Annotated in this window: 13 protein-coding genes; 4 read left to right on the top strand and 9 right to left on the bottom strand. The window is 64.4% G+C overall.

Annotated elements, in window-relative coordinates; genetic code table 11:
- Positions 1-3 precede the first annotated feature (3 nt).
- The 4 genes from nirC to I6L33_RS03185 all read right to left on the bottom strand — a co-directional run bounded on the left by nirC (position 4) and on the right by I6L33_RS03185 (position 4,948).
- On the bottom strand, positions 4-816 hold the full coding sequence (gene nirC / locus I6L33_RS03200; RefSeq protein ID WP_216973532.1) for a nitrite transporter NirC: 813 nt from the start codon (positions 814-816) through the stop codon (positions 4-6).
- A 51-nt stretch (positions 817-867) separates the two neighbouring features.
- On the bottom strand, positions 868-1,185 hold the full coding sequence (gene nirD, locus I6L33_RS03195; RefSeq protein WP_206867246.1) for a nitrite reductase small subunit NirD: 318 nt from the start codon (positions 1,183-1,185) through the stop codon (positions 868-870).
- Complete coding sequence (nirB, locus tag I6L33_RS03190) at positions 1,185-3,731, bottom strand: nitrite reductase large subunit NirB (RefSeq protein WP_216973531.1); 2,547 nt, start codon at positions 3,729-3,731, stop codon at positions 1,185-1,187. The genes nirD and nirB overlap by 1 nt, the downstream gene beginning before the upstream one ends.
- A gap of 305 nt (positions 3,732-4,036) precedes the next feature.
- Entirely contained in the window at positions 4,037-4,948 is a 912-nt protein-coding gene (locus tag I6L33_RS03185) for a LysR family transcriptional regulator (RefSeq protein WP_216973530.1), read from the bottom strand.
- A 168-nt stretch (positions 4,949-5,116) separates the two neighbouring features.
- Between I6L33_RS03185 and I6L33_RS03180 the strand changes: the two genes are divergently transcribed.
- Positions 5,117-6,541, top strand: a complete 1,425-nt coding sequence (locus tag I6L33_RS03180) for an MFS transporter (RefSeq protein WP_216973529.1) — start codon at positions 5,117-5,119, stop codon at positions 6,539-6,541.
- A 92-nt stretch (positions 6,542-6,633) separates the two neighbouring features.
- On the opposite strand, the gene hslU is transcribed toward I6L33_RS03180, so the two are convergent.
- The 4 genes from hslU to argS form a co-directional block, all read right to left on the bottom strand.
- A complete protein-coding gene (gene hslU / locus I6L33_RS03175) occupies positions 6,634-7,962 on the bottom strand; it encodes an HslU--HslV peptidase ATPase subunit (RefSeq protein WP_005306542.1) in 1,329 nt (442 codons plus the stop codon).
- Between the two features lie 92 nt (positions 7,963-8,054).
- A complete protein-coding gene (hslV, locus tag I6L33_RS03170) occupies positions 8,055-8,588 on the bottom strand; it encodes an ATP-dependent protease subunit HslV (RefSeq protein WP_005306539.1) in 534 nt (177 codons plus the stop codon).
- A gap of 184 nt (positions 8,589-8,772) precedes the next feature.
- Positions 8,773-9,612: an SPOR domain-containing protein gene (locus I6L33_RS03165; RefSeq protein WP_017787082.1), complete on the bottom strand. Its 840-nt coding sequence runs from the start codon at positions 9,610-9,612 to the stop codon at positions 8,773-8,775.
- Between the two features lie 3 nt (positions 9,613-9,615).
- A complete protein-coding gene (gene argS / locus I6L33_RS03160) occupies positions 9,616-11,361 on the bottom strand; it encodes an arginine--tRNA ligase (protein ID WP_201971030.1) in 1,746 nt (581 codons plus the stop codon).
- A gap of 313 nt (positions 11,362-11,674) precedes the next feature.
- Between argS and I6L33_RS03155 the strand changes: the two genes are divergently transcribed.
- The 3 genes from I6L33_RS03155 (at position 11,675) to I6L33_RS03145 (ending at position 13,602) form a co-directional block, all read left to right on the top strand.
- A complete protein-coding gene (locus tag I6L33_RS03155) occupies positions 11,675-12,241 on the top strand; it encodes an LON peptidase substrate-binding domain-containing protein (protein ID WP_010635790.1) in 567 nt (188 codons plus the stop codon).
- Between the two features lie 133 nt (positions 12,242-12,374).
- Entirely contained in the window at positions 12,375-12,944 is a 570-nt protein-coding gene (locus tag I6L33_RS03150; RefSeq protein ID WP_010635791.1) for a sigma-70 family RNA polymerase sigma factor, read from the top strand.
- Complete coding sequence (locus I6L33_RS03145) at positions 12,937-13,602, top strand: ChrR family anti-sigma-E factor (RefSeq protein WP_214454587.1); 666 nt, start codon at positions 12,937-12,939, stop codon at positions 13,600-13,602. The genes I6L33_RS03150 and I6L33_RS03145 overlap by 8 nt, the downstream gene beginning before the upstream one ends.
- A gap of 63 nt (positions 13,603-13,665) precedes the next feature.
- Here I6L33_RS03145 and bacA read toward each other — a convergent pair whose 3' ends face one another.
- The gene (gene bacA, locus I6L33_RS03140) at positions 13,666-14,481 is read right to left on the bottom strand and encodes an undecaprenyl-diphosphate phosphatase (protein ID WP_017764837.1); all 816 of its coding nucleotides are present in this window, start codon (positions 14,479-14,481) and stop codon (positions 13,666-13,668) included.
- Positions 14,482-14,622: the final 141 nt, after the last annotated feature.

Here is a 14,622-nt window from a genome sequence, read left to right as displayed (position 1 = left end):
TGATCAGGCGGTTTGGGTCTGGCTGGCAGTGGTGGTGGTCTCGCTCACTGCGACCGGGCGCTCGGCCTTGGGGGTGGCATACCAGTAGCCGAGGCCCATGAAGAGGGCGCCAGAGACGGTGTTGCCGAGGGTCACCCACAGCAGGTTGTGGCCGATGCCGCCCAGGGTGTAGGCCTCGGAATGGGCGCCGAACCAGGAGAGGGCGAACAGGGTCATGTTGGCGACCGAGTGCTCGTAGCCGGAGGCGATAAAGGCCAGCAGGCACCACCAGATGGCGATGAAGCGGGCGGCCCCTTCGGTGCGCAGCGCCATCCAGATGGCGAGGCAGACCAGCCAGTTGCAGAGGATCCCTTTCATGAACAGGGTCAGGGCCGGTGCCTGGGTCTTGGCCAGCGCCACCTTGTGGGCCAGGCTGCCCGCGTCCGGCAGCAGGCTGCCGCCGTAGGAGTAGATGAGCGCCACTGCGATGGAGCCGAGCAGATTGCCGGCCCAGGTTTGGGGCAGGATGCGCAGCAGGTCGGCCATGGTGATCTTGCCGGTCTTCACCCCGAAGGTGAGGAACATGGTGTGGCCGGTGAACAGCTCGGAGCCGGCGATGATCACCAGGGTCAGGGCGATGCCGAAGGTGGCCCCCATCACCAGCGGACGGATGCTCGGATCCACCAGGTTGCCCAGGGTGAAGATGAGGATGATGCCAAGGCCCACATAGGCCCCCGCCATGGCGGAGCTGAGCCAGAAGCCGAGCTTGTCGCTGCGCTCGAAGCGGTTGATGCGGGCCGCGTTGGCGGCACACTTGTTGATGGTTTCGGTATACATCTTTGTTTCCTTCAAGAGGGCCGCCCGCGGGCAGCCCTGATATGCATGGTGTTAGACGGCAACCCAGACCTGCTGGTCGCGCACTTCAACGGGGTAGCTCTGCACCGACATGGCCGGGTTATCGAAGCAGTGGCCATCGCTCAGGCGAAAGCGCTGCTTCTTGAGGGGGCTGGCGACCCAGAGCTCGCCGTCGTGTTCGCAGAGGATGCCCCGCGACAGCACGTTGGCGGCGAAGAAGGGATCCCGGTTGTCGATGGCGAACACCTCGGCCGCCGCGCTCGGGCGGAACAGGGCGATCTGGCGACCTTCAATAAGTGCGCAGACGCCGGTTCCCGGCAGGATGTCGTTGAGTTGGCAGGCAAGTTTCATCATTTGGTCTCCACCTCGATCTGGTAGACGGGGATGCGCTCGGCCGGAGTGGCCGGTCGATGCTGCGCGCGCTCGGCGACGAACTGGACGTCCGGATCGCGCTTGTCGCTGTTGATGAAGTGGCTGAAGCGCTGCAACGCCTGCTCTTCGTTGAGGGTGCGCGACCATTCGCACTCGTAGCTGTCGATGAGGGTCTGGATATCGCGCTCCAGGGTCTCGGCCAGTCCCAGCTTGTCGTCGACGATCACTTCGCGCAGGTAGTCGACGCCCCCTTCCAGGTTGCCGAGCCAGACCGAGGTGCGCTGCAGTTTGTCGGCGCTGGTGACGTAAAACATCATAAAGCGGTCGATCAGCTTGATCAGGGTCTCGCGGTCGAGGTCAGAAGCAAGCAGATCGGCGTGGCGCGGCTTCATGCCGCCGTTGCCGCCCACATAGAGGTTCCAGCCCGCGTCGGTGGCGATGATGCCGACGTCCTTGCCCTGGGCTTCCGCACATTCACGGGTGCAGCCGGAGACGCCGAACTTCATCTTGTGCGGGGTACGAATGCCCTTGTAGCGGTTCTCGAGGAAGACCCCGAGGCCGACGCTGTCCTGCACGCCGAAGCGGCACCAGGTGCTGCCGACGCAGGTCTTGGCCATGCGCAGCGCCTTGGCGTAGGCCTGACCGGTTTCGAAGCCCGCTGCCAGCAACTTGCGCCAGATGGCGGGCAGATCATCCTTCTGGGCCCCGAACAGGCCGATGCGCTGGGCGCCGGTGATCTTGGTGTAGAGCTTGTAGTCGCGGGCCACTTCGGCCACCGCCAGCAGCCCTTCCGGGGTCACTTCACCGCCGGCCATGCGCGGGATGACGGAGTAGCTGCCGTCCTTTTGCATGTTGCCGAGGAAGATGTCGTTGGTGTCCTGCAGCTGGGTGTTGAGCGGGCTCAGCACATAGTCGTTCCAGCAGGAGGCGAGGATGGAGCCGACGGTCGGTTTGCACACCTCGCAGCCATGGCCGTGACCGTGCTTGGCCAGCAGCTCGTCGAAGCTCTTGATCCCTTCCACCTTGACCAGGTGGAACAGCTCCTGACGGGAGTAGGGGAAGTGGGCGCAGAGGTGGTTGTTGACCTCGATACCCTGCTTCACCAGCTCGGCGTTGAGCACCTGGCTGATGAGGGGCACGCAGCCGCCGCAGCCGGTACCGGCCTTGGTGTGCTGCTTGATGGCGGCCAGCGTGGTGTGACCCTCGGCGACGGCCTGGGCGATGTCGCCCTTGGAGACGTCGAAGCAGGAGCAGATCTGGGCGCTCTCTGGCAGGGCATCCACCCCCAGGGTCGGTTTGGCGCCGGCGTAGGCGGGCAGGATCAGGGTATCCGGGTGGCTCGGCAGCGGCAGGGCATTGAGCATCATCTGCAGCAGGTTGCCGTAATCCTCCACGTCACCCACCAGCACGGCACCGAGCAATCGGCTGTTGTCTTCGCTCACCACTATCTTCTTGTAGACGCCGGCCTGATCGTCCTGAAACACATAGCTGTGGCTGCCCGGGGTGCGGCCGTGGGCATCACCGATGGATCCGACGGAGACGCCGAGCAGCTTGAGCTTGGCGCTCATGTCAGCCCCTTCGAAGCGACTGTCGCCGCCCAGCAGGTGGTCGACGGTGATCTGGGCCATCTTGTAGCCCGGGGCCACCAGGCCGAAGAAGCGGCCCTGCCAGGCGGCGCACTCGCCGATGGCATAGATGTCGGGGTCGGAGGTGAGGCAGTGATCGTCGATGACGATACCGCCGCGCTCGGCGATGGCCAGATCGCCGTAGCGACCGAGGGTATCCTGCGGGCGGATGCCGGTAGAGAAGACCACCACGTCCACTTCCAGCTGGCTGCCGTCGGCAAAGGCGAGGCGGTGTTTCGCCTGTTCACCGCCATGCATCAGGATCTCGCTGGTGCTCTTGCTGGTGTGTACCTGCACGCCCATGGATTCGATCTTGCGGCGCAGCAGCTGGCCGCCCTGGCCGTCGAGCTGCTCGGCCATCAGCACAGGAGCGAACTCCACCACATGGGTTTCGAGACCCAGCGCCTTGAGGGCGCCGGCCGCTTCGAGGCCAAGCAGGCCGCCCCCGATCACCACGCCGCTCTTGCCGCTCTTGGCGGCGCTGCGGATGGCTTTGAGATCCTCGATGGTGCGATAGACGAAGCACTCGTGGTGCTGGCTGCCCTGAATGGGCGGCACCCAGGGGTAGGATCCGGTGGCCAGCACCAGTTTGTCGTAACCGACCACTGTGCCCTTGTTGGAGTGCACTTCACGGGCCGTTTTGTCGATTTTTTTCACCGCTTCGCCGAGCAGCAGGCGGATGCCGTGCTTGTCGTAGAAACCGGGTTTGACGAGGGAGAGATCTTCGCTGGTGTGGTGGGAGAAGTAGGAGGAGAGATGGACGCGATCGTAGGCGGGACGGGGTTCTGCACCGAAGACGGTGATCTCGTACCGGCCCGGGTCGGCCCGTTCGATCAGCTCTTCGATGAAGCGGTGCCCCACCATGCCGTTGCCCACAACGACCAGTCTGACTTTGCTCATGATTGCCTCTAGTTTGGAGTAATAAAACATCATTCTGAGGCTAGGCTACCCAGTCGGCAGGGGCGGGCGATTGATGCAAATCAAGTGTCTATTTATATATCTCCTCAGGGGTAATTCCTGATAATTCAAAGCTATACATAAATAGGTATACCAGTGGTGCAATTGGTTATGGCGTGGGGAGCGGAGCCACCGCTGCAGGGGCTGCCTGGCTGACCCTGCAAAGAAATGCCCGTACCGTCAAAAAGCGTGAAAAATTCCTTCATGGGATGGCGGCAGCCATGGGTTGCCAGCAGAACCGGGGGGCGTCAGGGAAGGGGGCGGTAAGGCTCCTGGGCGCAGATATCGCGGATGAGGGTGCGCAGCCAGCGGTGGGTCGGGTCGGCATCCAGCCTGGGGTGCCAGAGCAGGGCGACCCGGATCGCTGGCAGCGCGAAGGGCAGGGGACGAACAACCAGCTCCCCCAGCAGGGCGGCGCAGTGACGCTCAGGCACAGTGGCCACCAGATCGCTGCCGCGCACCAGCGCCAGCGCGGTGGCAAAGCCGGGCACCAGGGTGGCGACGGTGCGCGAGAGCCCCTGCTTGGCCAGCGCCTCATCGACCGGGCTGTGGGGTTGGCCGCGGCGGGATACCAGCACGTGGCGCGCCCCGGCGTAGCGGCTGGCGGTGAGTAGGCCGTCGCACAGTGGATGACCGGGGCGCATTACGGCGACGAAGTGGTCCTGAAACAGGGCCTGGGTACGCAGCTCGGGCGCCGTGGTGGCGCTGATGACCCCGGTCTCGAAATCCAGCTCGCCGCTGCGCAAGGGGCCGCTCTCCTTGTCCGGCTTGGCCAGAAAGTGGAGCCGTACTCCGGGCGCCTCGGTGGCGAGCCGGCTCAGCAGGGCGGCGCCGAACAGTTCCACCAGCCCCTCGCTGGCGCGCAGGGTGAAGGTGCGCTCCAGCCGCGCCGGGTCGACCTCCTGTCGGGGGCTCAGCATGCTCTCTGCCTCCTGCACCAGCCGACCGACCTGCTCGCGCAGCAACTGGGCTCGAGGGGTCGGCACCAGGCCGCGGCCGGCCCGCACCAGCAGCGGATCGCCTGTGGTCTCCCGCAATCTTGCCAGGGCCCGGCTCATGGCGGAGGGGCTCAAGCCCAGTCGTCTGGCGGCGCCCGCCACGCTGCCTTCGTCCAGCAGGGCATCCAGGGTGATCAGCAGGTTGAGGTCGGGAGTGCTCATGTGCATGCCTTCATCGGAGTGGGAGCAGAGGGGCCAGCTTCATCATACCCGAGAACGGGCACCCTCATATGGCGTCCAGTGCATTGATAAGCTGCAACTGGTGGGTCTTCCGCCCGCTCACCGGCCCCACTAGCCTTGTCGTCATCACCCCTATGTGGAACCCAGCTCATGTCAACACCAACCCATTTCCCGTCCCTGGCGGCGTCTCGTCTCGCTCTGCTGGCGCTTGGCCTCGCCACCCTGTTGCCCATGCTGGCGGCCAGCATGGGCGGCATCTTGCTGCCGGCATTGGGGGCGGTCTTTCATCTGCCCTTCGCCATCTTGCAGTGGGTGCTGGTGGCCTATCTGCTGGGACTCACCTGCCTGACAGTGGTTGCCGGCCGGCTGGGTGACAGGTTCGGCCGGCGTCGGCTGCTGCTCTGGGGCATGGGGGGATTTGCGCTGGCCTCCCTGCTCTGCGCGCTGGCGCCGACCATCGGCTGGCTGATCGCCGCCCGGGCACTGCAGGGGGCGAGTGCGGCCTGCATGCTGACGCTCTCGCTGGCCATGGTGGGGCAGCTGGTGTCACCGGCCAGACGGGGCTGGAGCATGGGATTGCTCGGCACCCTGTCGGCCTGCGGCACGGCACTGGGCCCCTCGTTTGGCGGCTTGCTGCTGGAGGTGGCGGGCTGGCAGGCGGCCTTCCTGGCGCTGCTCCCCCTCGGCCTGCTGGCGCTGCTCTGTGCCCGTGCCGGTCTGCCCGATGACGGGGCGAGCGGGCAGGGGGCACGACTCAACCTGGCCAGCCTGTGGTGGCTGCTGGTGACGCTGCTGGGCTACGGGCTGGCGCTCACTACGACAGGCGTCCTGGCCCTCTGGTCTGGGGGCGGGGCGCTGTTGGCCGCCGCCTGGCTGGTGCGCAGCGAGCTGGGCTCCCCCGCCCCTCTGTTGCCGCTGGCGTTGCTGCGAACCCGGCGGCTGCGCGGCGCTCTGGCGGCCAGTGCGCTGGTGGCCGGGGTGATGGTGGCGACCCTGCTGATCGGTCCCTTCTATCTACAGGGAGTATTCGGGCTCGGCCCGCTGACCAGCGGGCTGCTTATCTCGGGTGGACCCCTGCTGGCGGCACTGAGCGGGATGCCAGCCGGCTGGCTGGTGGACAGGGTCGGCGCCACCACAGTGGTGCGACTGGGCTTGCTGGTGATGAGCGCGGCGGTGGTGCTGCTGGCCACCCTGGGCAGCGGCGGGGGCCCGGTGGGATACCTGCTGCCCGTGTTGCTGCTGACTGCCGGTTACGCCCTGTTCCAGACCGCCAACAACAGCCTGGTGATCGGCGCCGCCGACGAACAGACCCGCGGTGCCGTGGCCGGGTTGCTGACCCTGGCGCGCAATCTGGGTCAGCTGACGGGGGCGGCCGGGCTCGGCGCCCTGTTTGCCGGTCTGGCGGGAGGGGGCGATCCGGCCGTCGCCAGTGCCAGCGAGCTGCACTTCGCCATGCAGGCCAGCTTCGCCCTGAGCGGCGTGTTGCTGCTGGCCGCGCTCTGGCTGGCGGGAAGAGACCTGTGCAGTACAACAGGCGATGTGACCCGGGCAGGCTGCGAGTCGGGAGGGGGCTGAAAACAAAGACGCCTCCACAGGGGAGGCGTCTTGTTATGAGATTGAGCTGTTCGCTTACAGGATATTAAAGCGCTCAGCTCCTCGTTCTCGATTTACAGGATAAAGCGGCTCAAATCCTCGTCTTCAATCAGCTTGCCGAGGTGGGCGTTGACGTAGTCGGTGTTGATGACGAAGGTCTCGCCGGACTTCTCGGAGGCGTCGTAGGAGATGTCTTCCATCAGGCGCTCCATCACGGTGTGCAGACGACGGGCGCCGATGTTCTCGGTGCGCTCGTTGACCTGCCAGGCCGCTTCGGCCAGACGGCGGATACCGTCCTGGGTGAACTCGATGTTGACCCCTTCGGTGGCCATCAGCGCCTTGTACTGATCGGTCAGGGAGGCGTTCGGCTCGGTCAGGATCCGCTCGAAGTCTTCGGTGGTCAGCGCGGTCAGCTCGACCCGGATCGGCAGACGGCCCTGCAGCTCGGGGATGAGGTCGGACGGCTTGGCGATCTGGAAGGCGCCGGAGGCGACGAACAGGATGTGATCGGTCTTGACCATGCCGTGCTTGGTGTTGACGGTGCAGCCCTCGACCAGCGGCAGCAGGTCGCGCTGAACCCCTTCACGGGAAACGTCCGGGCCCGAGCTCTCGCCGCGCTTGCAGATCTTGTCGATCTCGTCGAGGAAGACGATGCCGTTGTTCTCGACCGAGGCGATGGCCTTCTGCTTCAGCTCTTCCGGGTTGACCAGGCGGGCCGCTTCCTCTTCGATCAGCGCCTTCATGGCCTCTTTGACCTTGATCTTGCGCTTCTTCTTCTGGTTCTGGCCCAGGTTCTGGAACAGCCCCTGCAGCTGGTTGGCCATCTCTTCCATGCCCGGCGGGGTCATGATCTCGACGCCCATCGGGGAGGCGGAGAGCTCCAGCTCGATCTCCTTGTCATCCAGCTGACCTTCCCGCAGTTTCTTGCGGAAGATCTGGCGGGTGTTGGAGTTGTCGGCTTTCTCTTCCTCGCCCCAGCTGTTGCGCGGGTTGGGCAGCAGGGCGTCAAGGATGCGCTCTTCGGCGGCTTCCTCGGCGCGGTATTTCATCTTCTCCATCTCGGTCTCGCGCACCAGCTTGATGGCGACATCGGTCAGGTCGCGGATGATGCTGTCCACTTCCTTGCCCACATAGCCCACTTCGGTGAACTTGGTCGCTTCGACCTTGATGAAGGGGGCGTTGGCCAGCTTGGCCAGACGACGGGCGATCTCGGTCTTGCCGACACCGGTCGGACCGATCATCAGGATGTTCTTCGGGGTCACCTCGTGGCGCATCTCCTCGGAGAGCTGCATCCGGCGCCAGCGGTTGCGCAGGGCGACGGCCACCGCACGCTTGGCGTCGGCCTGACCAATGATGTGTCTGTCCAGCTCGTGGACGATTTCTCTCGGGGTCATCTCGGACATGATGGTGTTCCTGTATCCGGGGCGGGCAGGGCCCACCCCTTGGAAAATGGGGTTTGGCTGGCGGCCTTATTTGGCGGCCCTATTTCGACGATTTATTTAGCTGAATAATCCAGCACTTCGATGGTGTGGTTGCCGTTGGTGAAGACACAGATGTCGCCCGCAATCTTGAGGGACTTCTCGACGATGCTCTTGGCGTCGAGCTCGGTGTTCTCCAGCAGGGCGATGGCGGCGGACTGGGCGAAGTTGCCGCCGCTGCCGATGGCGATGAGATCGTGTTCCGGCTGCACCACGTCACCGTTGCCGGTGATGATGAAGGATTTGTGCTCGTCGGCGACGGCCAGCAGCGCCTCGAGGCGGCGCAGGGCGCGATCGGTGCGCCAGTCTTTGGCCAGCGCCACGGCGGCGCGCTCCAGGTTGCCCTGATGGGCCTGCAGTTTGGCTTCAAAGCGCTCGAGCAGGGTGAAGGCGTCGGCGGTGCCGCCGGCAAAACCTGCCAGCACCTTGCCGTTGTAGAGGCGATGAACCTTGCGGGCGTTGCCCTTCATGACGGTGTTGCCAAGAGAAACCTGGCCATCGCCACCGATGACGACCTGACCGTTGCGGCGAACTGAAACTATGGTAGTCACTTTACTTACCTCGCTTGAGCCGAATGACGGCCTGACTGTGCATGGCAAGAGAGATGGGGATGGCAATCCGGCTTTTCAAGCCTGCGCTGGCGCGGCCAACGGGGTTGGCTGGGAGTGGTGGCGACTGGCACCAAAAGAAACAGGGCCGGGTGTTGCCACCTGGCCCAGTATATGGACGCTGCGATCACCCCTTCTTGGGGATGCAGCCGCTGATGCCTGAGCCCTGCAGCTTGCGGTTGGCCGCATCGGCCGCCGCCTTGCCGCTGAAGGGGCCCACCATCACCTTGTAGACGGCGCCACCGGCCCCATTCACCACCTGCAGGCTGGAGGAGAGCCCGGCGGTGAAGGCGATGCGCGCCTTGAGGGATTCCGCGGAATCCTGCGAACGCAGGGCGGCACACTGCATCATGTAGCGCTCGTTGTCAGCCGCGGCAGGCGGGGTCGCCGCCTTGGCCTTGGCGGCCTCGGCCCGTTCCCGCTCCAGTTCGGCGCGCAGCTCCCGCTCCATCCGATCCCGTTCGGCCTTGCGGTCGATCACCTGCTCCTGGGCGCTGGCCACAGGCGCGCCTGTCGCCGGCTTGGCCGGTTGTACCGGTTGCGGCTTGTAGGGCTGTACCTGGCCGATGGGGGTTCCGGGCTGGGGAATATTGGTCGGCACCGGCTGCGGCAGCTTCTCCGGCTGCAGGGTCATGGTTTCCGCCGGCGGTGGCGGCAGCACGCCCGGCTGGGGCGGCGGCTCGACGATGTCGACCTGCTTGTTCTCCAGCCGTTCGATGTAGCTCCATTTCTCCTGCGGCAGGCCGTTGCTCTGGGCCTTGGGCTTGTTGGCTTTCACCTGCTCCTCAATGGTGGGGGCGTCGTTGCCCTTGCCACTGATCATGTAGAGGAAACCGCCGAACCCGGCCAGCAGCACCCCAGCCAGCAGGGCCGGGATAACAGGAAAGCGGCGAGGTGCCGCTTTCTTGGTGTTGCGACCACCCGCCCGACGTCGCGGGCGGCTGCCGACATAATCCCGGGTCGCCATCTATTACATGCGCTCCAGGGTGTGGATGCCCAGTACGCCCAGGCCCAGCTTGAGGACCTTGGCGGTGGCGGCGCACAGCAGCAGACGGCTCTCACGGGTCGCCTCGTCCACGCCATCCTTGTTGATCGGACAGGCTTCGTAGAAGGTCATGAAGTTGCCGGACAGCTCGTACAGATAGGTACAGAGCAGGTGCGGCATGCCCTTGTCTGCCACGCCGTTGACCGCGTCGGAGAACTGGATCAGCTTCTGGGCCAGGGTCTCTTCCGCTTCCTCGTTCAGGACCACCTTGCCGCCCAGAGTATCGGCATCGACGCCGGCCTTGCGGAAGATGGACTGGATCCGGGTGTAGGCGTACTGCAGGTAGGGCGCGGTGTTGCCTTCAAAGGAGAGCATCAGATCCCAGTCGAAGATGTAGTCGGTAGTGCGGTTCTTGGAGAGATCCGCATACTTGACCGCGCCCATGGCGATGGCGTGCACCACCTGGGCCTTCTCCTCGGCGGAGAGGTCGCTGTTGCGGCTCTCCAGCAGGGCGGCGGCGCGCTCTTCCGCCTCATTCAGCAGATCGACCAGCTTGACGGTGCCGCCGGAGCGGGTCTTGTAGGGACGGCCATCCTTGCCCAGCATCATGCCGAAGGCGTGGTGCTCGAGGGGCACGGATTCCGGCACATAGCCCGCCTTGCGGGTGATGGTCCAGGCCTGCATCAGGTGCTGGTGCTGACGGGAGTCGATGAAGTACATCACGCGGTCGGCGCCCAGGGTCTCGTAACGATACTTGGCACAGGCGATGTCGGTGGTGGTGTAGAGGAAGCCGCCATCGCTCTTCTGGATGATGACGCCCATGGGCTCGCCATCCTTGTTCTTGAACTCGTCAAGGAAGACGACGGTGGCGCCTTCACTCTCGACCGCCAGCCCGCGCGCTTTCAGATCGGCGACGATCTCCGGCAGCATGTCGTTGTACATGGACTCGCCCATGATGTCCTTGTTGGTCAGAGAGACATTCAGGCGGTCGTAGTTGCGCTGGTTCTGCTCCATGGTCATGTCGACCAGCTTCTTCCACATGGTGCGGCAGTACTCATCACCACCCTGCAGCTTGACCACGTAGTTGCGCGCGCGCTCGGCGAACGCTTCGTCTTCGTCGTAGTGACGCTTGGCCTGGGTGTAGAAGGCTTCCAGATCGCGCAGCTCCATGTCGGAGGCGTGCTCGTTGGCCATCTTCTCCAGATAGGCGATCAACATGCCGAACTGGGTACCCCAGTCGCCGATGTGGTTGGCACGCACCACCTTGTGGCCGAGGAACTCGAGGGCGCGGGCAGCCACGTCACCGAGGACTGTGCTGCGGATGTGATGCACCGCCATCTCTTTGGCCACGTTGGGGGCGGAGTAGTCCACCACCACGGTCTGCGGGGTTGGCAGCTTCACGTTGGCGTTGGCGGAGGTCACCATGGCCTCTACCTGACCAGCCAGCCAGCTCGGGTCGAAGAAGAAGTTGATGAAGCCGGGGCCGGCGATCTCGACCTTGGCGATCAGGTCGGAGGCGGGCAGGTGCTCGATGATGGCAGCGGCCAGCTCACGGGGATTCTTGCGGGCCGGTTTGGCCAGCAGCATGGCCAGGTTGGTGGCCAGGTCACCGTGAGCCTTCTCCTTGCATCGGTCTACTTGCACGCGGGCTTCCAGGTCCGCCGGCAGGATGCCCGCTGACTTGAGATTGGCTACCGTTTGTTCAAGTAGATGATGAATATGCTCTTTCATAACTGACCACCAAGGTTGCGCGTCGAAAAATGACTGATATATAAGGGCGTGAATTTTACCCGCATCGGCCCGAGAAAACTATAGGGATGACCCGCCGCTCGCGGTCGGGCGGATATTTCACTGCATTTGGCACCAGTTCCCAGAATATTGGACGGAAATTACGGTGCTTATCCATTTCTACTGCATATCGAAGCGGCTTGTCCAGGCTATTTTCCCCTGATTGTTAAGGGGTTTTTTATTCCAACTCGTTCTGAATGATCTGCCCCGCCGCTCCGGTCGTATCAACAGGGACCTTTTACCGAGGAATCTGTCGATGAAACTGGCGCTGTTTCCCCTCTCGGCCCACCTGCTGCCCGGTGGCATCATGCCGCTGCGCATCTTCGAGCCCAGATATCAGCGCATGATCGCCGAGGCGGGAGAGCAGGGTTTTGCTATCTGCATGCTGGATCCCCGCCAGCCCGATGCGCTGCGCAACATGTACCCCATCGCCACCCGGGTACGGATCGTCGACTTCGATCAGCTGCCGGACGGTCTGCTCGGCATCACGGTGCTCGGCATGGAGCGGGTCAGGATCACCGATCTGTGGCAGGAGTCGGACGGCTTGCGGGTCGGGGAGGTGGACGTGCTGCCCCCCTGGCGTACCGGCCGGCTCAATGCCGACCAGCACTCGCTGGCCAGGGCGTTGCAGGAGGTGTTCAACGACTATCCGGAATATGCGGCCCTCTACCGCAACCCGGACTGGGACGATGCCAGCTGGGTGGCCCAGCGCTGGCTGGAAGTGCTGCCCATCCCCGTTGAGCAGAAGCAGTGGCTGGTGGCGGCGGAAGACAACCAGCCGGCACTCTCCCTGCTGAGCGGATTGCTGGTCGCCAGCCACTGAGCCGTTTTTGATGGCAGAGCCGGTGATCCTTTTGCCACGCCGCACGTATTGGCACTCACCACCCTCTTCAAGGCATGGCGCAATGGCATATACTGGCCAATCACAATCGACTCCGTACAGGATATCGCCCCCCATGGATGACCCAGCCGGCGATCTCAAGTCCCTGCTCGTCAGGGTTGCCGAACATGGCGACAAGGCTGCCTTCGCCACCCTGTTCCAGCACTTCGCGCCGCGCATCCGCAGCTATGGGCTGCGCCACCTCGGCAGCGAGGCCAACGCCATGGAGCTGGTGCAGGAGACCATGCTGCTGGTCTGGCAGAAGGCCCGTCTTTACCACCCCGACAAGGGCGCCGCCACTACCTGGATCTACACCGTCATGCGCAACCAGGGCTTCGACATGCTGCGCCGGCGCCGCGCCAGCAAGGAAGAGCTCTGCGCCGAGGAGCTGTGGCCCATGCTGGAGTACAGGGCGGAAGAGGAGCACCTGAGCGGCGGCGAAGACGCGGTGCTGACCCGTCAGATGGCCCATTACCTCGGCACCCTGCCGGAACCACAGCAGCAGGTGGTGCGCGGCATCTACCTGCAGGAGCTCTCCCAGCAGGAGCTGGCAGACCGGCTCGGCGTGCCGCTCGGCACCATCAAATCCCGCCTCAGACTGGCGTTACAGAAATTGAAGGAACAAGTGGAGCAAGGCCATGATTAAAGCCCATCCCGTTCAGGCCATGTTGCGCGCCTTTGCCGCCGACGAACTGCCCCTGCCGCTGGCCGTCGGCGTCTCCGCCCACTGCGAGCTCTGCCCCGATTGTGCGGCCCGGCTGCGGGCCTGCGAAGAGGAGCTGGCCCGGCAATACCTGACCCCGGCGGAAGAGTGCGAGCCACTGCCGGCAGAGTTCGATGCCATGCTTGCCGGCATCCTGCAACAGCCGGTGGCCACTGCGGCCGCATTGACCCAGTCGGCGGTGGCCCGACCCGAGTTGCAGGTGGCGGGCCAGTCGTACCGGTTGCCACGGGTACTGGCCCGTCACCATGCCCCCAGCTGGCGCCACATCGGCGCCATCCGGCAGGTGAGCCTGCCGCTCGACGAGCAGGGAGCCCGTGCCAGCCTGCTGCACATAGAGGCGGGTGGCCGCATCCCTGAGCACACTCACAAGGGTTACGAGCTGACCTTGTTGCTGGCCGGCACCATCGAAGATGGCGACACCCGCTATCAGGCGGGGGACTTCATCTGGCGCGATGCCAGCCACGCCCACAGTCCACACACGCCGGACGGCTGCCTCTGCTACACGGTGCAGGACGCGCCGGTGCAGTTCACCAAGGGGCTGTCGCGGCTGCTCAACGGCATCAGCCATCGCCTCTACTGAGCCTTGGCGGCAATAAAAAAAGGGACCCTCGGGTCCCTTTTTTTGCATGGGGCATTGACCGGATCAGGCCACGAACACCAGGTAGACGGCGAAGGCCACCACGAAGCGGTAGATGGCGAACGGGATGAAGTCGAGGCGACGGATCAGCGCCAGGAAAGTCTTGATGGCGATCATGGCCACCACGAAGGCGGTGACGAAACCCACCGCGAACATGGGGAAGTCGGCCATGGAGAGGAAATCGCGACTCTTGTAGAGATCCAGTCCGCTGGCCGCCACCATCATGGGCACCGCCAGGATGAAGGAGAACTCGGCCGCCGCCTGGCGGCTGATCCCCATCAGCATGCCGCCGCTGATGGTGGCACCGGAGCGGGAGAAGCCGGGCCAGAGCGCCAGGCACTGGAACAGGCCGATGCCGAACGCCTGCTTGTAGCTGATGTCGTCCAGGGTTTCGGAGCGCACCGCTGGACGAAACTTCTCGGCGATGATCAGCAGGATGCCGCCGGCGACCAGGGCGTACATCACGGTCTGCGGGCCGAACAGATGAGCCTTGATCCAGCTGTGGATGGCGAGGCCGATGATCACGGCGGGCAGCATGCCGAGGATGATGTGCACCAGTGAGAGGGTGGCGTGTCCCTGCGCCGGCTTCTGGCCGAAGTGGATGCCGATGAGGCCAAACAGGCGGCGCCAGAACACGGCGACCACCGCCAGGATGGAGCCCATCTGGATCACCACTTCGAAGGTGGCAGCCTTGGGACCGTCGAAGCCAAGCAGGTGGCCGACGATGATCATGTGGCCGGTGGAGGAGACGGGGAGGAACTCGGTCAGGCCCTCCACTATGCCCAGCACGAAGGCGACAAACAGGGCGTAAGACTCTGTCATGTTTCAGATCTCTTGATTATTGGTCCGGTTGAAGTCGGCCCCGAGCCGAGCCGGGGCGACCAATGATGGAGGAAAATCGAGCGGGCAACCAGTGAATATTGTGTTGGCGTCAGCCCCCGCCGGCGGTATCGACGGCGAGGA

It is taken from the genome of Aeromonas sp. FDAARGOS 1403 (assembly GCF_019047325.1).
Taxonomy (GTDB): Bacteria; Pseudomonadota; Gammaproteobacteria; order Enterobacterales; family Aeromonadaceae; genus Aeromonas; species Aeromonas dhakensis.
This window is presented reverse-complemented; position numbering and strand designations above follow the sequence as displayed.